We start from the raw sequence: 22,773 nt of genomic DNA on the forward strand, positions 1-22,773 counted from the left end.
TAATTATAATTAAACATAGTATAAGTTAATATGAAATCTCTATCCCATGTCTTTAAGGCAATGCTATTGGCAGGTGTCAGTACCTCAGTAGTACAGGTTGCCTATGCCCAAAATTCCTCTATTGATACCGAACGAGAAAATATCATCATTTTCTCTCGTCAAGGAGAGGCCCAATTAAATCAAGCCATTCCAAAACTTGAGGCCTTATTTAAGAGGACAAACGATATTAAAGTGCGCGATGATTTAATGACACTCTATCTGAGGACGAATCAATCCGCTAAAGCACTTTCACTTTGCGAAAGCTGCGCACCAGCGCAATTTTCCCAAAATGAACTGGAAAATTTAGGCAAAGCCGCTCGAAATGAAAAACAATACGACCGTGCCGTTGCATTCTATTCCCAATTGCAAAAGCAATTCCCTGATAATCCAAATGGATGGCTTGGTGGTGCATTAGCCTCCACAGAAACCAAAAACTATACTGCAGCAAAAAATGCACTGAATGTTTACAAAAAACGTTTTGGACAAGATAACGCCTATCTTGATGCAGAAAGCTATTTGCTTGATTTCACTGAACCCGATATGGCTAAACTTGGCCGTTGGCAACGTCAATTAGAGCAAAATCCGAAAAATATCACCTTAATGAGAGAGTTGTATCGTTTAGCATCAAAATACAACCTTCTGCCATTACAAGAGAAACTACAACAAGCCTATCCGGATCAATTCAGTCAAAAAGACATGATGTGGTTTGAGCATGGTAAGGTGATTACCTCCTCAAAAAATGCGACAACGCCTACGCAGCAAGAAAAATCATTTGAAGAATTGACCGCACTTTTGGCCAAAATTAATCCTGAGCATCCTCTGTATCAACAAGCATTGCAAGATCGTTTTGTGATGGGTGTTCGCTTGAATAAATTTGATGAAATAAAAGACGACTTCAATACATTACAGGCTCAATCTAATGTGCCTGCATATTTAGAAGAAGCCTTTGGTGATTATTGGGCAGCAAAAGGCTCACCACACAAAGCATTAGCAATTTATCAATCAATTGAACAACAAGTCTTAAACAATAAACTCGCTGTGAGTGATGGTTTACTTCATAAACTCTCTCTCACTGCAAGCGATGCGGGCAAATTTGAATTGGCGCAACAATATTTAGAGCGTATGAATTCAAATGTTTATATCAATGACTATACCCGAACATCAAAAATTCTGAATCCAGGCTACGATTCTCGCTATTTTGGTTTAGCTCGTTTAGCGTTATGGCGCGGTAACAGCAAATTAGCTCAGCAACTGATTGATGATCGTCTATTTAATAAAACGCCTGGTGATCCATGGGTGATGTTGCAAAAAGCAGAACTTGAGCGAAATCGTGGCAACTATGATGATGCTAAATTATGGGCGGAAAAAGCCGGTTATTTTTTGAGTAAAAATGATCAGCAAGAAGCTCGTAATAACCTGGCTGAAACTGCCTTAAGTCAAAATGATTTACCAGCAGTTTCAAAAACGATTAATGCAATGAATGAAGAACAACGTCAGTCAGCGCAATCCCTTATTAAGCATTATGAACAAGCGCGTTCTGGCAAAATTGTAGGGAGCGTCGGCATACAGCATCGCACTTCACCAATAAGTTATAGCAATGAAAGTAGTCAAGATTATGCGATTTACACACCGAAAACAGCAAATGGTCACGATCTCTACGTTCATTACTTAGAAACACGCTCCCCTTATGATAAAGAAAGCCTCATTTCTCGCCGAATTGGTGTGGGAACAGAGCTCAATTTCTATCCGCTCCAATTGAAAATGGAAGGCGGGAAAGGCATTAAGCTTAATGATAAAGCCTATTTCTCTACAGAGGCAAATTATACCCTCAACCAACATTGGTCATTTAATTTAAACGCCAATATTAATGGTAGTGGCACCCCAGTTAAAGCCATTAATAAAGGTGTGTATACCAAAGATATTGGTTTCTCTACCACGTATTCCTATTCCGATATTTTCCAAGCCGGACTAGGTGGTGGCGTCATGAAATTTGATGACGGCAACTTAAGAAAAGAAGCCAATTTCTGGTTGAATCTCAATACATTCAAACATGACCGTTGGACGCTAACCAACAATTTCAGAGTCGATTACAGCAAAAACAAAACCATTGATTCTGCTGAATATTACAACCCATCAAAAGCGACAAGCTTGGAATTCGGTGCGGATTTAAGTTACTACCAACCACTTAATTATGGCTTAGTCTTAAATCACCATTTGAAAGCCAGTGTGGGCGCCTATAAACAGGCAGAACTCAGTCGAGAAAAAATGTGGTCGATTAGTTACGGACACCAATGGCGTATTGGTAAAAAATTTGGCGTGTCTTATGAAATTGGGCGTAAAAAGAATATTTACGACGGCAGTGCTGAATTCAACAATTTCGGAAATTTAAACTTTTCTATTTATTATTAAATATTTAAGCGGTATAACTTTATGAGATCTCTAAAACATTTTGCAAGAATAATTATTTGCACGCTTTCCCTTTTTTCGGCTTTTACCTTTGCGCAAGATCGTTATGGCGTATTAGCTTATCACTCTGTGGTAGATGAAAGTGCGGCTGAAAATCAAAAACAGTATTTTCCTCAAACGATTTCTGCCCAAATGTTAATTAAACATTTTAATTGGCTAAAAGAAAACGGATACAACGTGATCAGTTGGCAGCAAGTTATCGATGCTGAAAATGGTAAAGGCACATTACCTGATAATGCGGTATTGCTAAGCTTCGATGATGGCTATGAAACCATGTATAACGTGGTCTTTCCTCTATTAAAGGCCTATAACTACCCTGCTGTTTTTGCGCCAGTGACAGGCTGGTTAGATACGCCGGCAAATAAAAAGATCGCTTATGCCGATAAAATGCTAGATCGTTCTGTTTTTGCCACTTGGTCGCAAGTCAAAGAAATGGAACAAAGTGGGCTCGTTGAAGTAGCCTCACATACTCATAATCTTCATAACGGTATAAATGCCAACCCATCTGGTGGCCAATTACCCGCTGTGATTGCACCTGAATATAAAAACGGAAAATATGAAACAGAAGATGCCTACAAAAACAGATTAAAATCTGATTTTGCCCGTACTGTTCAAACCTTAGTCAATCGTATCGGTAAGAAACCACGTGTAATGGTGTGGCCTTATGGACAATTTAATGATGTTGCTGTGCAACTTGCACGACAAGCAGGAATGCCACACTATTTCTCATTAGGTGAAAAAATCATCAATAAAGTGGGCGATAAACATATTGGACGCTTATTACTTAATGCAGAAACCGATCTAAATACCGTTAAAAACTATCTTGATGGCATTGATGAAAGCAAACAAATTCAACGAGTACTGCATGTCGATTTAGATTATGTCTATGATGCGGATAAAGCTCAGCAAGCCAAAAACCTTGATAAGTTAATCGACCGCATCTATCGCTATGGTGTGACGACAGTTTATCTTCAAGCCTTCTCTGATCCCGACGGAGATGGTGTAGCGGATGCCTTGTATTTCCCAAATAAATACCTTCCTGTACGAGATGATATTTTTGGCCGAATTGCCTGGCAATTACAAACGCGCGCAGGCGTACAAGTCTACGCTTGGATGCCTGTACTCGCCTTTGATTTACGAAAAGGCGTAAAAGAGGCGGAATATGTCATTGATAGCCGCACGGGCAAGCCTTCAACAAAGGCTTATTTACGCCTTTCACCTTATAACAAACAGAATGTTGAAATCATTAAATCCATTTATAACGATTTGTCATTCTATGCCAAATTTAATGGCATTTTATTCCATGATGATGCGTTCCTAACCGATTTTGAAGGGGCAGAAGGTGATCATGCTGAAGGTATAGTTAGCCCACAAGCAAAACAAAAAACACAAGATTTAATCCAATTAACCCATCAACTCACCGATGCGTTAAAACCTTATTTCTTGCGTGGTTCATATTCTCTTAAAACGGCTCGTAATCTTTATGCATCAGTGATCACCAATCCAAATGCTGAAGAATGGTTGGCACAAAACTTAAAAACGCTCACCGACAATTACGATACCATTGCCATCATGGCGATGCCATACATGGAAAATGAACAGCCTATTTCACAAAAAGAAGCCTATCAATGGTTTGCTTCTCTCATTGAAAATGTGAAAGCCCAAGCGCCATTAGATAAAGTCTTATTTGAATTCCAAGCGGTGAATTGGCGGACTCAAAAGCCAATTCCTGAATCCGAATTGATTGATTGGATGACGCTATTACAAAAAAATCATATTTATAGCTATGGCTACTATCCGGATAACTTTTTAACGAATCAACCGGATATGAACAAAATGAAACCGTATTTTTCCGTAAATACGAATGCAGGAAAACAATAAGGATTGACTTATGAACCAACAATTCTTAGAAGCCGTGAGTATCTTCGTATTCATGTATCCTGCTGGAATGGCGATATATTGGGTGACGGCAAGTCTGTGTTATTACCTTTTTATGGAAGGAAAACTTGGGCAACCAACTTTCCAACAAATGCCAAAAGAACGTGTTCCGATGGTCAGCATTATGGTGCCTTGCTATAACGAAGGGGACAATTTAGATGAAGCCATTCCTTACTTGCTCCAACTCAGATACCCAAACTATGAACTGATCTTCATCAATGATGGCAGTAAAGATAACACGGGCGAAATTATTGAGCGTTGGGCAAAAGCTGACGAACGCATCGTGGCGCTTCACCAAGAAAACCAAGGTAAAGCCAGTGCATTAAATCATGGCTTGTTAGTTGCTAAAGGTGAATATGTAGCTTGTATTGATGGCGATGCAGTATTGGATTTCGATGCGATCGATTACATGGTGCAATCCCTCGAATTAAACCGTGCTTATGGCGCCGTTACTGGCAATCCACGCGTACGTAACCGCAGCACCATTTTAGGTCGTCTACAAGTTTCTGAATTTAGCTCTATTATCGGTTTAATCAAACGCGCTCAAAGTCTAATGGGAACCATTTTCACGGTATCCGGCGTATGTTGTTTATTCCGCAAAGATGTGATGGAAGAAATCGGTGGCTGGAGTACCAATATGATCACTGAAGATATTGATGTCAGTTGGAAAATTCAAACGGCTGGTTACAACATCATGTATGAGCCTCGTGCCTTATGTTGGGTATTAATGCCTGAACGTCTTTATGGCTTATACAAACAGCGTTTACGCTGGGCACAAGGTGGTGCTGAAACCATTCTCAAATATTTCCCTCAGGTCTGGCGTTGGAGAAACCGCCGTCTATGGCCAATGTATGCCGAATATTTTGTTACCGCAACTTGGGCAATCTTATTGGTTGTACTGGTTGCGCTTGCACTATACCGCAAGATTACCTTAGGTATAGGTATTCAAAACATGGAGCTGTTTGAAACAAATATCTCGATCATGTTTTTCTCTTTCTTCTTACAGTGTCTCTTAAGCTTATACATTGATTCACGTTATGAAAAAGGATTGATCCAATATGGAATTTCCTGCATTTGGTATCCCTATGTTTATTGGTTACTTAATACAGTAACGTTACTCATTGGGATCCCAAAAGCGATTTTTAGAAACAAGTCCAAGCTAGCTGTCTGGACAAGCCCTGACAGAGGAGTTTAAATAATGGCAACCGCCACTTTACAACAATTGATGGTTATTAATAAAGGTAGCAGCCTTCCCTTGCTGATTAAAGCCAAAAGCTTTGTACTAGATCTAGTTACCTGGGCTTTATGGGCTTATATCATCACTTTTGTCGCGAGATATGCGGAACGCATCTTCACTAAACCGATTCTGGAAAGTTTCTTTTTTGTCGATGTGGTCAGCATCATGTTTTCTGTCTCTGCGGTATTGGTCATCTTGGCTTATATTTGGTCTATTCTTACCGTAGCAAAAGAATAACTCGCAAAAAACTTAACATAAAAAAAACCGCACTTTGGTTAACAAATCAAAGTGCGGTTATTTTTAGAAATGTTTAATTAGATACGATATTCTCTAATTAAGCTTTTGGACCTGCTGCGATAAGTGCTTTACCTTCTGCGTTGGTCGCATATTTTTCAAAGTTTTTCACGAAACGTCCAGCAAGGTCTTTCGCTTTCGCTTCCCATTGTGCTTTATCGGCATAAGTATCACGAGGGTCTAAAATCGCAGGATCTACGCCAGGTAATGCTTTTGGAATCGCTAAATCAAAGATTGGTAACTCGCCCATTTCTGCTTTTTCGATAGAACCATCTAAGATCGCATCGATAATACCACGAGTATCTTTGATTGAGATACGTTTACCTGTACCGTTCCAACCAGTATTAACTAAATACGCTTCTGCACCAGCAGCTTGCATACGTTTAACTAATACTTGAGCATATTGTGTTGGGTGGAGAGTTAAGAACGCTGCACCGAAACATGCTGAGAAAGTTGGCGTTGGCTCAGTAATACCACGCTCTGTACCAGCTAATTTAGCAGTGAAACCAGATAAGAAGTAGTATTTGGTTTGCTCTGGTGTCAATTTAGACACTGGAGGTAACACACCGAATGCATCCGCAGTTAAGAAAATTACTTTCGTTGCGTGACCTGCACGAGATACTGGTTTAACAATATTATCAATGTGATAAATTGGGTAAGACACACGAGTATTTTCAGTTTTAGAACCATCATCGAAATCAACTGAACCATCTGCACGAACCACGACGTTTTCTAATAATGCATCACGACGGATTGCACGATAGATATCTGGTTCATTTTCTTCAGAAAGATGGATAGTTTTCGCGTAGCAACCACCTTCAAAGTTGAAGATACCTACATCATCCCAACCGTGCTCATCATCACCGATTAATTCACGTTTTGGATCGGTAGAAAGCGTGGTTTTACCTGTACCTGATAAACCGAAGAAGATTGCTACATCACCGTCTTTACCTACGTTAGCAGAACAGTGCATTGCACCTACACCTTTAAGTGGTAAGAAGTAGTTCATCATTGAGAACATACCTTTCTTCATTTCACCACCGTACCAAGTACCACCGATTAATTGAATACGCTCAGTTAAGTTAAATGCAACGAAGTTTTCAGAGTTCAAACCTTGTTCTTTCCAGTTCGGGTTGGTGCATTTAGAGCCATTCATGACCACAAAATCTGGTTTAAAAGTTTTTAATTGTTCTTCTGTCGGACGAATAAACATATTTTTTACAAAATGTGCTTGCCATGCCACTTCAGTCACAATACGCACTGCGATACGGTCTTGTTCACTTGCGCCACAGAAACCATCAACCACGAATAAACGTTTGCCAGAAAGTTGTTTAGTCACAAGATCTTTCAAGCTCGACCACGTTTCTTGAGTCATTGGTTTGTTATCGTTTTTCGCCACATCAGAAGTCCACCACACAGTATCTTTTGTGGTATCATCTAAAACGATGTATTTGTCTTTCGGTGAACGACCGGTAAAGATCCCTGTATCAACAGCCACCGCACCAGTTGTGGTAAGTGTCCCTTTTTCAAAGCCTTCTAAGCCTGGTTTTGTTTCTTCTTCAAAAAGTTGTTCATAACTTGGGTTATAAACCACTTCTTTAACATCATGAATACCAACGGCTTCAAGTTCTTTAATTACGTTTTTAACATCAGTCATAGTTCACCTCTTGATTAAAGTTTAAAAATTTTTCCTATGTTTATTGTATGGGAATTGTCAAAAAAAAAATGTTAACTAGATCTCATTTTTGAACATTCATTGGAAAATTCTACCCCTTTTTAGGTGGTTTAGGAGGTTGGGATACAACAAGGTTGATTTACCCCTCATATTTCCGATATAGTGAGAACCATTATCAACTTAAAATGCGATAACCATGTTCTCATTTCTGCGTTTACCCTTTTTTATTTGTCTGCTGATGTTTACGCAAAGCACGCAAGCAGAACCCGACTTTAAGATTCCACCTATTCAAGAAAACATGAAAAAAATGTATCAAATTCAACAAAAAGATTTTACCTTTGAAGACAAACATTACCGCTTGTTTATTGCGGTACCACCAAAAACATCGCAAAAACTGACCGCACTTTACACGTTAGATGGCAATGCTCAATTTCCAATGGCAGTGAATGCTGTCAATCCCAATAAACCTCTCCCGCTTATTGTCGGTATCGGTTATGTATCAGATAAAGCTTATGTCATTGAAGAACGCACGAGAGACTACACTTTCCCGGCAGAAGGTACCGAATTCGCCAAAGGAGGAAAAGCAGCCGATTTTCTACGCTTTATTCAACAAGACGTAAAGCCTTATATTGAACAGCATTTCGATATTAATAAGGAAAAACAATATTTCTTTGGCCATTCTTTTGGTGGATTATTTGGATTGTACGTACTCTTCCATCAACCGGATTTATTTCAATATTACACCTTGGCAAGCCCTTCTCTTTGGTGGGGGAATGGCTCATTTCTACCTCAAAATGAACCATGGATTAGCCCAAAACCATCACATATTCTGATTACATTAGGCTATTATGAAGAGCATCCTGAACAGGATCCAAATATGACTGAAGAACAATTACAGCGTATTAATCAACGGAAACAAATGCGAACAATCAATGCGCATCAACTGGCGGAAATATTGGAAAAACAGGGTAATTCCGTGGAATTTATTTCTATTCCCAATAAAAATCATGGTGGCTCAATTCCGGACGCTATCAAACATTGTTTAGAACAAGTTCAACAATAAAAGAGCATAAAAAAATCCCCATTATCATGAACGGGGATTTTTCTTATTGGGCTTGTTTAAGTTTATCAATCGCTTCTTTATTGAAGAAGTAATGCGTACCACAACATTCACACTGCATATCAATGCTGCCTTTATGCTCTTCTAAAATTTCCTCTATTTCAGCTTCTGGAATCAGTAATAATGCTGCCCCAGAACGCTCAGGTGAGCAACCACAGAAGAAAGAAACGGCTTGAGGTTCAAAAACTTCCACTACTTCTTCGTGGTATAAACGATAAAGCAATTCTTCTGCAGGTAATCCAAATAACTCCTCATCTTTTACGGTTGCAGCTAAGGTCGTTAAATGTTCAAAATCTTCTGGCGTACCTTGGCCATCTGGCATAATCTGTAGCAACATTCCAGCGGCAACAGCTTTACCGTCATATTCACCCGTGCGAATAATAAGTTGGGTTTGTAATTGCTCTGAACGCACAAAATAGTCTTCTAAACATTCCGTAATCGTTGGTTTATCTAAACCGATAACGCCTTGATAACGTTCACCTTCAGTTGGAGCAATCGTAATCACTAATACGCCTTTGCCAATCATATCATGTAGGCTCATGCCGTCTTGAATATCACCTTGCACACGTGCTAATGCACGGATCTGTTGCTGATCATTGCCATTAACTAAGGCTAATTTTAATGGACCATCACCTTGAATTTGAACTGTAATATTGCCATTAAATTTTAATGTGGCGGTCAACAAATTCGTTGCCACCATCATCTCACCCAGTAAGTTTTGTACTGCTTTTGGATAATGATGAGTGTTCAACGTATCAGTAAAAGTTTGGTTTAATCGTACCCATTCACCACGCACGGCACGGTTTTGGAAAAGGTAACGGTAAAGTTTGTCATTGTCTTGAGTGTAATTCATTATTTGTTCCTATTTATTCTTTGAGTAAAAAGTGCGGTCAATTTTGTGAATAAATCTTAAACGTTCAAAAAAGATGTCGTTTTGTTACCGCACTTTGTGCCTGAGCAATATTATGGGGGTGAAAATCAAAATTACAAGCCAAAAAGAAAAGCGGATAGCTCTCACTATCCGCTCGCTTTATAAGATTAAACTGATAAATTACCAGTATGCACGTAAACCGATAACAGTTTTGAAATCACGGCTACGATCAAGTTGTTTACCAGAGTCTTTATCAAAGGTATTCTCGTATTTAGTACGAGTTGCTTGCCATTCAATGAATGGTTTCACTTTTAACGAACCTTGATTATACACATAGTATTCAGTACCCACTAAGAACTGGCGATCAGTCGCTTTTGAATATGCAGAACCTACAGGTAAAGTTTTCTCAGTTTTGTAAGAATACATTGCATATACATTCCAATCTTCATTTAAACCTTGGCGAATCACTGCAGTTACTTCATTATTTTTCACTTTGTTACCTGCACCATCTTTATTTTTAGTATCTTTGTGAGCTAAGTCTAAACCATAAGTAGTGTGAACAAAGTTATACGCTAAGCCTAAAGCATAAGCATTGCTGTAGTATGCTGTTTTGTTCGCATTTTCAGAAATTTCACGAGTGAAACCTGCTGCGACAGTTACATTTTGGATACTATCAATTTCATGATTGAAGATAAGACCTGTACCCCAAGTGTTTTTACGATTATTTTTTAAATCTACGTTTTTGATGTTACGTTTGCTTGAACCGCCGTAGTACGCACCAAATTTCACTTTATTTGAACCGTAGTCACCATTATAAACATATTGTGTTACACGACGAGCTGAAGTCTCTAATAAACCATCAGTCAAGCTGTAAGTATTTGCTAAATCACTTTGTTTTACTTCATCAGTGATAGTTACCATGTTACCGTAAGTTAATTCACCGAATTGTTTGTGGCCAAAACCAGCATAAAGTTGGTGAGTATAAACATGGTCAAAATCATGTTGTGAAGGTGCTTCACCACGCATACGCCATTCAGCACGGCCTAAAGCGTAGAAATCACCACCTAAGCTTTGTTTTAATTTGAAACCAAAACGTGAACCGTTGTTATCAACTGCGTGATTGATGTGTTCTTTAGTTACATCACCATTTACATAGTTAGTTTTGTTAGAGGTGCTTTCCCATTTAACACGTAAAGAACCGTAAAAATCAACATCAGTACCAGTTTGGTCAATGTGGAAATTATAAGCTTGTGCAGAACCTGCTGCTAATGCAGCTACAGATAAAGCAAGAAGTGTTTTTTTCATAACGCTTTCCCTATTATTTAATGAAGTTTATTAAAAAATTGAACTTTTTGCAGTTTATACACTACAACTTAAATGGTCAACCCTAAATTTTGCCAACTATCAGAAAATAGGCAATATTTTGACTAAAATCAATCAAGATAAATACATATTTGATTACTTTATCACCTATTTAATTAATAAATTTAGCGTAGAAAACACTTGGTCTGAAGTAATATTTTCCATTGAATTTGCCGTTAAATAATGCTGATTTTTACCATAACAGCCAATTAAGGTCGGATCTGTTGCGCCATAAAGTGTAATATTCGGTTTATCCAGCGCAGCAGTTAAGTGGGCAAGCCCTGTATCTACCGATACCACGGCTTTCGCATTGGCAATTTGTCCAGCCAATTCATTCAATGAAAGCTTAGGCAAAACGACTACATGAGATAAACCTGCGGCTAATCGCTCTGCTCTTGCCTTTTCTTTTTCATTTCCCCAAGGTAAACGGACTTGAACAGAAAGCGTGGTCAGTTTTTCAATTAAATTTCGCCATTCTTGTTCTGGCCAATGCTTTTCATCTCTTGTCGTAGAATGAAAAAAGATCACATAAGGTTCGATAGAATCTGCAGAAATAAAATGACGAGCAATACCATAATCCCCTTTTTCTTTCGGTAATGGATAAGATAAGGCTTGCGCAAAAAGTTGACGAATACGTTCTACCGCATGTTGTTGATAGGAAATAGTGTATTTTTTATCGTAGAAAAATGAAGCAATCGGTTCACGGATACTTTTGCAATCATAGCCATGTTTAATGCCATTAGCTAAGCGTGTTACAAAAAAAGCACTCTTAAAAAGCCCTTGTGCGTCAATCACGGCATCATATTGCTTGGCTTGTAATAACGCGCGGTAAGATTTCCACTCGTTTTTGGTCTGAGTCGAAAAAGGCGATTTTCGCCAACGTCTTAAGGCAATTGGAATGATTTGCTTCACGGCAGAATGCCAATGTGGAATTTCGGCAAAATTCTCTTCTACCACCCAATCAATGGAGAGATTAGGAATAGCATGCTGCGCATCAGTCAATGCTGGCAAAGTATGGATTACATCGCCCATAGAAGACGTTTTGATCACGCATACTTTCATTTAATTAACCTTCTTCCCCAGTGCATAATACCGAGACCTGACACAGCTAAAATACCACCAATAATTAAGGATGAATCCACTTGTTCATTCAACCAAACAGCTGAGAATAAAATCCCTAAAATCGGCACAAGTATGATATAAGCTGAGGCATTACCTGCCCCTAAGTATTTCACCCCATCAAAATACCAGGCATAGGCTAATACTGTTGCTCCAAATGCGAGGCCAAGCAAACTTATCCACTCACCTTGAGATAAATTCAGTACCGTAAGCCAATCGGCTGCACTTTCCACGCATAATGCGCTCATAAATAACAATAAAAAACCAAAAATAGAAGATAAGGTGGTTGCGGTGAGTGAATCAATACCTGCGAGTACTTTTCTCGCCAGTAAGGTATAAACGACCCAACAAATTAGCGCCCCAATTAATAATATTTGCCCAAAGCCAAAGGAATCCATCATCTGTAAAAAATTCCCTTTTGTGAGAGCCAATAGCGATCCACTCATGGCAATAATCATTCCGAGTATTACCCATCGATTCCATTTTTCTTTAAATAAAAAAATTGCCAAAAACGTCGTGAAAACTGGGTTTGTTGCTACAATCACGGCAGCTTGCCCTGCCGGAAGATATTTCAGTCCCCAGATAAAAAACGTGGAATAGGCAAAAACACCGAAAAAGGCAGTCACAAACAAACCTATCCATTGGTTTGCTCTTAGTTGTTTCGCATATTTAAAGCGATTTGCCGCATATAACCAAATCATGAGCGGAATAATCGCAAAGAAAAATCGCAAACTGGAGGCAACAAATGTCGGCATAGCTTGGGCAACCACTCGCCCCCAAGGCCAAGATGCGCCCCATAAAATAGCCATTCCGATTAATTGTAAGTGTATGCGAAGAGGGTTCATTTTGCTAATAATGTCTCTAATTTTTCTAATGCCATTTCTGGTGTAATATCAATCAAACTTTGATGATACCCTTCCGAGCTATCTGTGCTTTTACGCACTTTAATTAAATCGCCTTCAATTAAACGAATAATCACCGCTTTATCAGATAATGGTGGCGTATAAGTTGGGCTCGTTGGGCCGTAAAGCGCGACCAATGGACGATCTGTTGCAGCGGCAATATGCATTAAGCCGCTATCATTGCTCACCACTGCTGTGCAGTTAGCGATTAGATCCACAGCTTGATTAAGATTCGTTTGCCCTGCCAAATTCAAACAAAACGGTTGTAGCTCGGCTGGCAACGCATTGCGGATTTGCTCTCCTGCCTCCACATCTTTTGGTGAACCAAATAATTCTACCGCATAGCCTTTTTCAATTAGCATTTCAGCCAATTTAGCATAATGATAATGCGGCCAACGTTTAGCTGGACCAAATTCTGCACCTGGGCAGAAACCGATAATCGGACGTTCGCCTAAAAGTGCGGTCTGTTTTTCAAAGTTTTTTAAGGTTTCTGTTTGTTGCGTTGGATCAACGGCTAAATAAGGTTTTAGAACAGAAATATCTGCCGCTTTCGGTACTGCATTTTGCTCAAAAGCTAACGCCACATAACGTTGCACCATCATTGGGTAATCACGTTTGTTATTGCGTAAATCATTAAGTAAGAAATAACGGCTTTCCCCTTTCCAACCACGACGCACAGCAATTTTTGCAAAAGCAGGAATAAAAGCTGACTTCAAGGAATTTGGTAACACAATCGCCATATCATATTGATTGCGCAAAGCCTTACCTAAACGATAACGTTCACACAAGGCAAACTTGCCGTGTCCAAGCGGCATTTCAATGGCATGGCGCACTTCTGGCATACGGGCTAAAAGCGGTTTACACCAATTCGGTGCCATCACATCAATTTGGCAATTGGGATATTGCAGTTTGAGTTGTTGATACAAACTGTGCGACATCATCATATCGCCGACCCAAGACGGGCCGATAATTAAAATATTCATGCTTGACCTTATAACAAAAGTGCGGCTAAAAATAAGACTAATTTTAACCGCACTTTATTCATTTTCTAGTATTGAACGACATTATTTGTTCAATATTTTTATTTATTTAACCACGCCATGTACTCAGCCACACCTTCCGCTACGGTTTTAAATGGTTTGTCATAGCCAGTTGCGCGAAGTTTCGTTAAATCCGCTTGCGTATATTCTTGATAGCGAGATTTCAAATGCTCTGGGAATGGAATGGTTTCCACTACGCCTTTTCCGTGGAATTTAATCACCGCTTTTGCCACTTCCGCAAAAGATTCTGCATTGCCGGTACCACAGTTGAAGATACCTGAAATGCCATTTTGCCAGCACCAAATGTTGACTTGTGCCACATCGCCTACATAAACGAAATCACGGCGGAAGTGTTCACTACCTGCAAATAATTTTGGATTTTCGCCTTTCAGGATTTGGTTATTTAAGTGGAATGCCACGCTTGCCATTGAACCTTTGTGGCCTTCACGCGGACCATACACGTTAAAATAACGGAAACCACATACTGGTGATTTTGCTTCAGGTAAAATCGCTCGCACATATTGGTCGAATAAGAATTTAGAATAACCGTACACATTCAATGGGCCTTCAAATTCACGCTCTTCACGGAATTCAGTTTTGTCGCCATAAGTCGCCGCACTTGATGCATACAAGAACGGAATTTGACGATCTAAGCAGTAATGCAATAACTCTTTTGAATATTCGTAGTTATTATGCATGATGTATTTACCGTCCCATTCAGTAGTCGCCGAGCAAGCGCCTTCATGGAATACCGCATCGATCTCACCTAAATCATCACCTGCAATAATTGACGCAATGAAGTCTTCTTTATCGCAGTAATCTGCGATATCAAGATCCACTAAGTTAATGAATTTAGTCCCGTCTTTTAAGTTATCCACCACTAAAATATCTTTGCGTCCCATATCGTTTAATGCTTTAACGATATTACTGCCGATAAAGCCGGCGCCACCTGTTACGATAATCATAATTCTGTCCTCTTTAAAATAAGTCTGTGTATTGTAATAGATTTTGTGCCGCTTAGCCAAAAAACTCTGTGAAAAACAACCGCACTTTTAAGCCCCAGTAACTTGTCCAACCCGTTGTGGCTAAATCCATTTTTCCTTTGTTTAAAATAATAATCGTCGGTGTCACATTCACCTGCCATTGATCCGCAATCTTGCCTTGAGGATCATTCACCGTTGTAAACTGATAGCGATGGGTTTGTAAATAATCCTCCACGTCCTTATTTGTTCCTGAACGTAGCGCGACAGAGATTACCGGATAGCCTTCTTCTGAAAGTGAATTAATCGCTGGAGAAGTATAACGACAATAACCGCACCAACTTCCCCAGAAATAAATGATCGTCGGCTTAGCTTGATCTAATTGGGGTAAAAAGAAGGCATTCCCCTGTAAATCATAAAGTGCCGTCGCATTGATTTCAGGCGGAATATTAGGTTTACGAATAAAATCGAGAATACTGCTTACGACAATCAACGTTAGCAGGAGCGAAATCGCATTTTTTAATAATGTTTTAAGTTTCACAATAAAATTTCATGATCTAGGATAAATGGATTGTAATCGATCAGAAAAGTGCGGTCAAAATTGCAGAGATTTTGTTATGATAATCACATCATTTTATAAGGAGAAAAAATATGGATAGTAAACAATTAGCACAGTATATTGATCACACTGCCCTTACTGCAGAAAAAACAGAACAGGATATTCTTAAGCTCTGCGATGAAGCCATTCAATACGGCTTTTATTCAGTCTGCATTAATTCAGGCTATATTCCTTTAGCCAAAGAAAAACTCGCTGGCTCAAACGTCAAAATTTGTACCGTTGTTGGTTTCCCACTTGGCGCTAACTTATCTTCCGTCAAAGCTTTTGAAACCCAAGAAGCGATCAACGCAGGGGCAGGTGAAATCGATATGGTAATTAATGTCGGCTTGATTAAATCCAATAAATGGGATGCCGTAAAAGACGACATTCAAGCTGTATTAACCGCTTGTCATGGCGTGCCACTTAAAGTGATTTTGGAAACCTGCTTACTCACCAAAGAAGAAATTGTGAAAGCCTGTGAAATCTGTAAAGCGTTAGGTGTGGCATTCGTTAAAACCTCAACCGGTTTCAATAAAGGCGGTGCAACCGTAGAAGATGTCGCTTTAATGAAGAAAACGGTAGGCAACATTGGCGTGAAAGCCTCTGGCGGTATTCGTGATACTCAAACCGCACTAGCAATGATTGAAGCAGGTGCGACACGAATTGGTGCAAGCGCAGGGATTGCCATTGTAACTGGTACTTCTGGTAATACCTCAAGCAATTACTAATCAATAATAAAAAAGGAGATTGAAGTGGATGCCTCAATCTCCTTTTTAATCATCAAAGACTTAATTAAGCTTTAATTTGTCCTTTTAAGAAATCTAACAACTGATCTTTTGCAATCATTTGTTTTTCACCGGTACGGCGATTTTTATATTCGATTTCGCCGTTTGTGAGATTTTTCTCACCAATCACCACCATGTGTGGCACGCCGATAAGTTCCATATCGGCAAACATCACACCTGGACGCTCTTTACGGTCATCAAAGATCACTTCTACGCCTTGTGCTTGTAAAGTGCGGTACAATTCTTCGGCATATTCTTGAACGCTTTCAGATTTATGCATATTCATTGGCACAACAGCTACGGTAAATGGTGCAATTTCATCTGTTGGCCACACAATACCGCGATCATCAAAATGCTGTTCAATCGCTGCCGCGACCACACGTGTTACACCAATACCGTAACATCCCATGGTTACGACCATTGGACGACCATCTTCACCTTGAACAGTCGCATTCATGGCTTCTGAGTATTTTTTTCCTAATTGGAAGATATGACCGACTTCGATACCTCGTTTAATCAACAAAGTACCTTTACCATCTGGGCTTGGATCACCTTCAACCACGTTACGAATATCCGCTACTTTTGGTAACGCTACATCACGTTCCCAGTTGATATTGAAGTAATGTTTACCATCAATATTTGCACCCGCGCTGAAATCAGACACTAACGCCACTGAACGGTCAACAATCACAGGAATATTGAGATTAACAGGGCCTAATGAACCGACACCCGCACCAATTTTAGCTTTGATAACAGCTTCATCCGCAAACTCAAATGGTGAAGCCACTTCAGATAATTTTTCTGCTTTAATTTCATTTAATTCATGGTCACCACGAATGACTAATGCCACTAACGGTTGCTCTTCGCTTGCCCCTTTTACGATTAAGGTTTTAACTGTTTTCTCAATTGGCAAATTGAATTGTTCCACCAACTCAGCAATTGTTTTTGCATTTGGCGTATCAACTAATTCCATTGCTTTCGTTGGCGCGGCGCGTTCACCAATCGCCACCGCTTCTGCTAACTCAATGTTTGCTGCGTAATCTGATTCCGTAGAGAAAATCACATCATCTTCACCGCTGTTTGCTAACACTTGGAATTCATGTGAGGCGCTCCCTCCGATAGAACCGGTATCCGCTTGTACTGCACGGAAATCTAAACCTAAGCGATTAAAAATATTACTATACGTTTGGTACATCACATCATAAGTTTGTTGCAAGCTCGCGTGATCAGCATGGAAAGAATACGCATCTTTCATAATAAATTCACGTGAACGCATGACACCAAAACGAGGACGTACTTCATCACGGAATTTGGTTTGAATTTGGTATAAATTGATCGGAAGTTGTCTGTATGATGACACTTCGCGGCGAACTAAATCCGTAATCACTTCTTCATGTGTTGGACCTAATACAAAGTTACGATTACCACGATCTTCAAAACGAAGTAATTCTGGGCCATATTGTTCCCAACGACCTGATTCTTCCCATAATTCTGCTGGTTGCACGACTGGCATTTTGATTTCAAGTGCGCCGCTTTTATCCATTTCTTCACGGATGATTTTTTCTACTTTACGGAGCACGCGCCAGCCGGTTGGCATCCAGTTATAAAGACCTGAGGCAAGAGGACGAATCATCCCTGCGCGAAGCATCAATTGATGGCTCACAATGGCCGCTTCAGCTGGGGTTTCTTTTAATGTTGAGAATAAATATTGACTTGTACGCATTGAATTAACCTTAGATTCTAAGCATTGAGAAAAAATTGGTGAGAGTATAACAAAAAGTGCGGTCATTTTTAACCGCACTTTTTTCTGAGAAAAGATTATCTTCTCGGTAGGTATCTAACTGGATCGACAGATTTACCTTTATAACGGATCTCGAAGTGAAGTTTCACAGCATTGGTTCCTGTGCTACCCATTTTCGCAATCTCTTGACCCGCTTTCACTTCTTGTTGATCGCTCACGAGGATCTTGTCGTTGTGTGCATAAGCACTTAAGAAATCATCATTATGTTTGATGATGATTAAGTTACCGTAGCCACGTAATGCGTTACCCGCATAAACAACACGACCGCTAGCCGCCGCTTTAACCGCTTGTCCGCGAGAACCACTGATATCAATCCCTTTGTTACCACCATCCGAGTTAGAGAAACCTTGGATCACGTTACCTTGGGTTGGCCATTGCCATGCCACATTCGATGCCACTGGTGCTACAACGTTTGCATTAACAGGCGTATTGTTTGTGGTTTCCACTTGAGTTGTCGTTGTCACCGGTGTGCTCGGTGTATTGTTGGTAAACGCTGGTGTTGATGTACCACCTGTTGCAACACCTGATTTAATTGGACCAATTACCGTACCATCAGAACCAATTTGCGTACCGTTTGCACCTGGTGTATAAGTCACTTCTGGCTCAGCAGGGGCTGCCGGTGCAGCTGGTGCTGTCGTTTTCACTGGTACAGTCGTAGTAACTGTTTTAGTTGAACAATTAGAAATTTTTAACGTTTGGCCCACACTTAAACTATAAGGCTCTTTCATATTATTCATGCTTGCCAAATCTTTCACGTCCATACCTGTCAAGTAAGCGATTAAGAACATGGTATCGCCTTTGTTTACTTTATAGGTATTTCCTTTGTATGAACCTTTTTGAATTTGGCTGTAATCCGGCGCATTGGTATTTGGATTACGCGGCACATTGATTGCGCCAGAGCTGGTGCAATCAGAAACCGTTTTGGTTACTGTTTTAGTCTGTGGTTGAACCGGTGCTGGAGCTGGCGTTGGTTTAGGCTGTGCTGCAGCAGGTTGTTGAACCGGTTGATAAGTTGGTTGGAAACTTGGTTGTGGTGTTTGAGTTCCCGTTGGCACGCTATTGCCCATGGTATTTGGCATCGTATTTTGTTGGATTTCTGGCTGCCATGTACCGCTCGAATTATTATCAACAGGCTGCATTACACCCGGAGAAAGTGTGCCATCTACATTTTCAATTGGCGCAGGGCTATTTGAACTACACGCCGTTAAAATAGCGATACTCACAGGGAGCAATAAAAACGATTTTTTCATTTATTCTTCCTTTAACATTAAATTTATTTCATTTGATTTGGCATCGAGTTCTTTTCAATTTCCGGCATAAAGCTACCACCGGCAACCGCTCCCGTTCCCTCTACGGGTTGCATAATACCATTAGGTAATGCATCGGGATCTTGTTTTTGTGGTTCTCCTGTACAAGCTGAGATCAGCAATGCACTCGAGATAATTAAGAGTAATTTATTCATAAAAAAGGTCATCCTGTTATTTTAAAATAAGATAAGCAATCACAGCCAGAGCAACCACACTCCAACCAATGATTTCAATGGATTTACGTAATTTCGCGGCGAATTTCTCTCCGCCCCATGCAGCCAGTTTTGCGACTAAAATAAAACGAGCAAAACGCGATACAAATGCGGTTATCACAAAGGGGATAAACGCCATTTGCATCACGCCTGCGCAAATGGTGAAAACTTTATAAGGAATCGGGCTAAAACCGGCAACAAAGACCACTAAAATGCCCCATTCTTTAAACCACGCCATAGCTTGTTCCCAAGCGGCTTGGTAACCCCATTGCTGAATATAACCTTGAACCCAATCAAAAGCATAATAGCCGATAGCATAACCAATCATTCCACCGACAACCGAAGCAATCGTGGTATAAAGTGCAAAACGAAATGCACTTTTCGGTTTTGACATTGACATCGGAATCAACATCACATCTGGTGGAACAGGGAAAAAAATAGCCTCAATAAAACTTACAAAGGATAACCAAAACACGGCAAAGCGATGTTTTGACCATTGCATTGTTTTATCATACATCGCACCAAAAATATTCATTCACTTATCCTTTATTGCTTCAATAGGGAAAATTCGTTTCAAAACGGCACATTATTCACTTTCCAGCCAATCTTGTAAAGCAGCAATTGACTGATGAGCCGTAAGATCCGCTTGAATTGGCGTAATGGCAACATAACCATTTTTTACCGCATGAAAATCTGTACCTTCACCATCATATTCTGGCAAGCCTGACGGGCCAATCCAATAAATATTTTCGCCACGAGGATCTTCTTGTTTAATCACTTCTGCAGCGGATGAGCGATAACCTAAATGACAGACTTTGATGCCTTTAAGCTCTTCGTAAGGCAAATCTGGCACATTGATATTGATCACTTCGCGTTTATTCAATAATTGAGGATGTAATTTCGGAATTAAATCACACACTACACGAGCCGCTGTTTCATAATGCAAACGACCATCTAAAGATACCGCAATAGCTGGCAACCCTAAATGTCGGCCTTCCAATGCTGCAGCCAAAGTACCTGAATAAATCGTATCATCCCCCATATTGCAACCCGCGTTAATACCTGATACGACAAGATCCACTTGTCCAGATAAAAAACCGTTTAGTGCCAAATGCACACAATCAGCCGGTGTGCCATTCACGCAATAATCACCACTGTCTAAATGACGAGGGCGAAGCGGCTCAACAAGCGTTAATGAACTTGATGCCGCGCTACGATTACGATCGGGCGCAACGATCACCACATCGGCAATTTTTCGTAATTCTTTTGCTAAAACTTGAATCCCTTCGGCGTGAAAACCGTCATCATTGCTGACTAAAATTCGCATTATTCTTCTTCCTTAATATTCACTAACTCTCGCACCAATGCAGTGGCATAACTCCCTGCCGGCAAATAAAATGAGAGCTTCAATCCTTCTTCAACAAACGTCCAGTGGAAATCTTTTGCCTGCATCAATAAAGGGCGACGAGCGGCTTTCATTCTTTCTTGTTTCATTAATTCTTGGAAAATCTGATGTTCCAAAACGACTTTATTTTCGACCGCACTTGCAGATAAATTTTCTTCGCCAATTAAAGGCGCAGTGAGCAAAATATCTTGTTCGTTCAAACGTTGCTGTAAGACCACTAAATCTTCATTTTCATCAGCCTTAAACCAACTGTGCGATCCGTTTAATTGCACAATATCGTCTCTTAGAACCTGATCTGCCACATTTTGTTCAATTCGTTCTGCTACAACTAAATTAAAAATTTCGCTGCGAGCAGCTGAAAGGTAAAAACTGCGTTTTTTACGATCTTTGACCTTAATCTCCCCTTTAGCCCAACGAATCGCTTGAGTTAGGTTATGCCCATCACGCCCAAAACGTTGTTCGGTGAAATAGTTAGGAAAACCGTATTTCGCCACAAAATTTAAGCGCTCATTTAATTCGTCACTTTCTTTTGCACCACGCAATAAAATCTCAAAAGCATTCCCTTGAAGACTGCCCGTGCGAATTTTGCGATTGTGGCGAGTGACTTCTAAAATCTCGACACCTTCCAATTGAAATTGACTAAAATCAGGCGTTTCCTTACCTGGCATTTGCAAACAAAACCATTGTTCTGTGATGCCATGACGATCTTTCAAACCTGCATACCCCATATTTCGATCAGAAATACCTGCAAACTTGGCAAGTTTTTCGCCCACAAACAACGTATTACAATCCGTTTTACGGATTTTTACTGCCACAAATTCGCCTTCGCCTGACATTTCATAGCCCAGATCTTCTTTTACAATAAAATCAGCAAACACTTGCTTTAAAAGTGCGGTTGTTTTTGGCGGTGTTTTTAAGGTGAAATAAGGGAGATGTTTGACCATTTTTTTTCGTTCTAAAATAAGAAAGCCCAACTTTTTTCGCTGTAATAAATAGCGTGAGCAGCTGGGCATGTTAAGCACAATTTATTCGCGCAGAATTTTAACCTTTCCGCCCCCTCAAGGCAAACTGAAATGAGAATAAATTTTTAGCGACATTTTCATCTTTATCCCCTACAATGACCGCACTTTTTCTGACAAAAGGAATGCCTTATGACAAACTTTAACGAACTTCAAGAAGAAACCCGCGAAATCATTACGGATTTATTAAATGACGGCAGCGATCCGGATGCCCTTTATATTATCGAACATCACATCGCCCATTATGATTTTGATACCTTAGAAAAAATTGCCGTAGATGCGTTCAAAGCAGGCTATGAAGTGTCAGAAGCTGAAGAATTCGAAGATGAAAATGGAAAGGTCATTTTCTGTTTTGACATCATCAGTGAAGTGGAATTAAAACCTGAAATTATCGATGCACAACAAAAAGAAATTTTACCATTAGTCGAAAAATACAAAGGCATTTATGATGGCTGGGGCACGTATTTTGAAGATCCGAATGCAGAGGACGATGAATACGGCGATGACGGCGAATTTTTTGACGATGAAGATGTCGAAGACGACAACGAACGTTTACATTAATAATAACAAAGGGCGTGTTAAACCGCCCTTAATTTTTACCTT

At 39.9% G+C, this 22,773-nt stretch carries 21 protein-coding genes; 7 read left to right on the plus strand and 14 right to left on the minus strand.

The features are described from left to right. The first annotated feature begins 30 nt into the window (after positions 1-30). Genes pgaA through HMPREF3279_RS00210 form a run of 4 tightly spaced genes read left to right on the plus strand, consistent with a single transcriptional unit; the run spans position 31 to position 5,917 of the window. On the plus strand, positions 31-2,448 hold the full coding sequence (gene pgaA, locus HMPREF3279_RS00195; RefSeq protein WP_070867702.1) for a poly-beta-1,6 N-acetyl-D-glucosamine export porin PgaA: 2,418 nt from the start codon (positions 31-33) through the stop codon (positions 2,446-2,448). 21 nt (positions 2,449-2,469) lie between these two features. Next, on the plus strand, positions 2,470-4,386 hold the full coding sequence (pgaB, locus tag HMPREF3279_RS00200; protein WP_070867703.1) for a poly-beta-1,6-N-acetyl-D-glucosamine N-deacetylase PgaB: 1,917 nt from the start codon (positions 2,470-2,472) through the stop codon (positions 4,384-4,386). Positions 4,387-4,396: 10 nt separating this feature from the next. Then, a complete protein-coding gene (gene pgaC / locus HMPREF3279_RS00205) occupies positions 4,397-5,638 on the plus strand; it encodes a poly-beta-1,6-N-acetyl-D-glucosamine synthase (RefSeq protein WP_070867704.1) in 1,242 nt (413 codons plus the stop codon). A gap of 3 nt (positions 5,639-5,641) precedes the next feature. Beyond that, positions 5,642-5,917 (plus strand): HmsD, encoded by a 276-nt coding sequence (locus HMPREF3279_RS00210; RefSeq protein ID WP_065420546.1) that lies wholly within the window; start codon positions 5,642-5,644, stop codon positions 5,915-5,917. A gap of 97 nt (positions 5,918-6,014) precedes the next feature. On the opposite strand, the gene pckA is transcribed toward HMPREF3279_RS00210, so the two are convergent. Beyond that, positions 6,015-7,631 (minus strand): phosphoenolpyruvate carboxykinase (ATP), encoded by a 1,617-nt coding sequence (gene pckA, locus HMPREF3279_RS00215; RefSeq protein ID WP_070867705.1) that lies wholly within the window; start codon positions 7,629-7,631, stop codon positions 6,015-6,017. A 256-nt stretch (positions 7,632-7,887) separates the two neighbouring features. On the opposite strand from pckA, the gene HMPREF3279_RS00220 reads away from it, so the two are divergent. Next, positions 7,888-8,712, plus strand: coding sequence for an alpha/beta hydrolase (locus HMPREF3279_RS00220; RefSeq protein ID WP_083327134.1), 825 nt, complete (start codon positions 7,888-7,890; stop codon positions 8,710-8,712). Positions 8,713-8,755: 43 nt separating this feature from the next. Here the strand turns inward: HMPREF3279_RS00220 and hslO are convergent, their stop codons facing one another. From hslO to HMPREF3279_RS00255, 7 genes are all read right to left on the minus strand, one after another. After that, positions 8,756-9,622: an Hsp33 family molecular chaperone HslO gene (gene hslO, locus HMPREF3279_RS00225; protein ID WP_070867707.1), complete on the minus strand. Its 867-nt coding sequence runs from the start codon at positions 9,620-9,622 to the stop codon at positions 8,756-8,758. A gap of 198 nt (positions 9,623-9,820) precedes the next feature. Then, positions 9,821-10,945: a porin gene (locus HMPREF3279_RS00230; protein WP_070867708.1), complete on the minus strand. Its 1,125-nt coding sequence runs from the start codon at positions 10,943-10,945 to the stop codon at positions 9,821-9,823. A 165-nt stretch (positions 10,946-11,110) separates the two neighbouring features. After that, on the minus strand, positions 11,111-12,064 hold the full coding sequence (gene rfaC / locus HMPREF3279_RS00235; protein ID WP_070867709.1) for a lipopolysaccharide heptosyltransferase RfaC: 954 nt from the start codon (positions 12,062-12,064) through the stop codon (positions 11,111-11,113). Continuing rightward, a complete protein-coding gene (locus HMPREF3279_RS00240) occupies positions 12,061-12,966 on the minus strand; it encodes a DMT family transporter (RefSeq protein WP_070867710.1) in 906 nt (301 codons plus the stop codon). The genes rfaC and HMPREF3279_RS00240 overlap by 4 nt, the downstream gene beginning before the upstream one ends. Further along, positions 12,963-14,006, minus strand: a complete 1,044-nt coding sequence (waaF, locus tag HMPREF3279_RS00245; RefSeq protein ID WP_070867711.1) for a lipopolysaccharide heptosyltransferase II — start codon at positions 14,004-14,006, stop codon at positions 12,963-12,965. The genes HMPREF3279_RS00240 and waaF overlap by 4 nt, the downstream gene beginning before the upstream one ends. A 98-nt stretch (positions 14,007-14,104) precedes the next feature. Further along, on the minus strand, positions 14,105-15,028 hold the full coding sequence (rfaD, locus tag HMPREF3279_RS00250) for an ADP-glyceromanno-heptose 6-epimerase (protein WP_070867712.1): 924 nt from the start codon (positions 15,026-15,028) through the stop codon (positions 14,105-14,107). Positions 15,029-15,080: 52 nt separating this feature from the next. After that, entirely contained in the window at positions 15,081-15,584 is a 504-nt protein-coding gene (locus HMPREF3279_RS00255; RefSeq protein WP_070867713.1) for a protein disulfide oxidoreductase, read from the minus strand. Between the two features lie 110 nt (positions 15,585-15,694). Between HMPREF3279_RS00255 and deoC the strand changes: the two genes are divergently transcribed. Next, the gene (deoC, locus tag HMPREF3279_RS00260; RefSeq protein ID WP_070867714.1) at positions 15,695-16,369 is read left to right on the plus strand and encodes a deoxyribose-phosphate aldolase; all 675 of its coding nucleotides are present in this window, start codon (positions 15,695-15,697) and stop codon (positions 16,367-16,369) included. A 64-nt stretch (positions 16,370-16,433) separates the two neighbouring features. Here the strand turns inward: deoC and proS are convergent, their stop codons facing one another. From proS to truD, 6 genes are all read right to left on the minus strand, one after another. Beyond that, positions 16,434-18,149: a proline--tRNA ligase gene (gene proS / locus HMPREF3279_RS00265; protein ID WP_070867715.1), complete on the minus strand. Its 1,716-nt coding sequence runs from the start codon at positions 18,147-18,149 to the stop codon at positions 16,434-16,436. A gap of 95 nt (positions 18,150-18,244) precedes the next feature. After that, positions 18,245-19,477 (minus strand): murein hydrolase activator NlpD, encoded by a 1,233-nt coding sequence (gene nlpD / locus HMPREF3279_RS00270; RefSeq protein ID WP_070867716.1) that lies wholly within the window; start codon positions 19,475-19,477, stop codon positions 18,245-18,247. A 23-nt stretch (positions 19,478-19,500) separates the two neighbouring features. Beyond that, the gene (locus HMPREF3279_RS00275) at positions 19,501-19,689 is read right to left on the minus strand and encodes a hypothetical protein (RefSeq protein WP_049363974.1); all 189 of its coding nucleotides are present in this window, start codon (positions 19,687-19,689) and stop codon (positions 19,501-19,503) included. A 16-nt stretch (positions 19,690-19,705) separates the two neighbouring features. Beyond that, positions 19,706-20,281, minus strand: coding sequence for a YqaA family protein (locus HMPREF3279_RS00280; protein ID WP_049364715.1), 576 nt, complete (start codon positions 20,279-20,281; stop codon positions 19,706-19,708). Between the two features lie 51 nt (positions 20,282-20,332). Continuing rightward, a complete protein-coding gene (surE, locus tag HMPREF3279_RS00285) occupies positions 20,333-21,073 on the minus strand; it encodes a 5'/3'-nucleotidase SurE (RefSeq protein ID WP_049364714.1) in 741 nt (246 codons plus the stop codon). Further along, a complete protein-coding gene (gene truD, locus HMPREF3279_RS00290) occupies positions 21,073-22,095 on the minus strand; it encodes a tRNA pseudouridine(13) synthase TruD (RefSeq protein WP_070867746.1) in 1,023 nt (340 codons plus the stop codon). The genes surE and truD overlap by 1 nt, the downstream gene beginning before the upstream one ends. A 207-nt stretch (positions 22,096-22,302) precedes the next feature. On the opposite strand from truD, the gene rraB reads away from it, so the two are divergent. Further along, positions 22,303-22,731 carry a ribonuclease E inhibitor RraB gene (gene rraB, locus HMPREF3279_RS00295; protein WP_049363970.1) on the plus strand — a complete coding sequence of 143 codons (429 nt, stop codon included), beginning with the start codon at positions 22,303-22,305 and terminating at the stop codon, positions 22,729-22,731. Positions 22,732-22,773 lie beyond the last annotated feature (42 nt).

Origin of the sequence: Haemophilus sp. HMSC71H05, from assembly GCF_001838635.1 — a bacterium.
GTDB classification, from domain to species: domain Bacteria; phylum Pseudomonadota; class Gammaproteobacteria; order Enterobacterales; family Pasteurellaceae; genus Haemophilus_D; species Haemophilus_D parainfluenzae_R.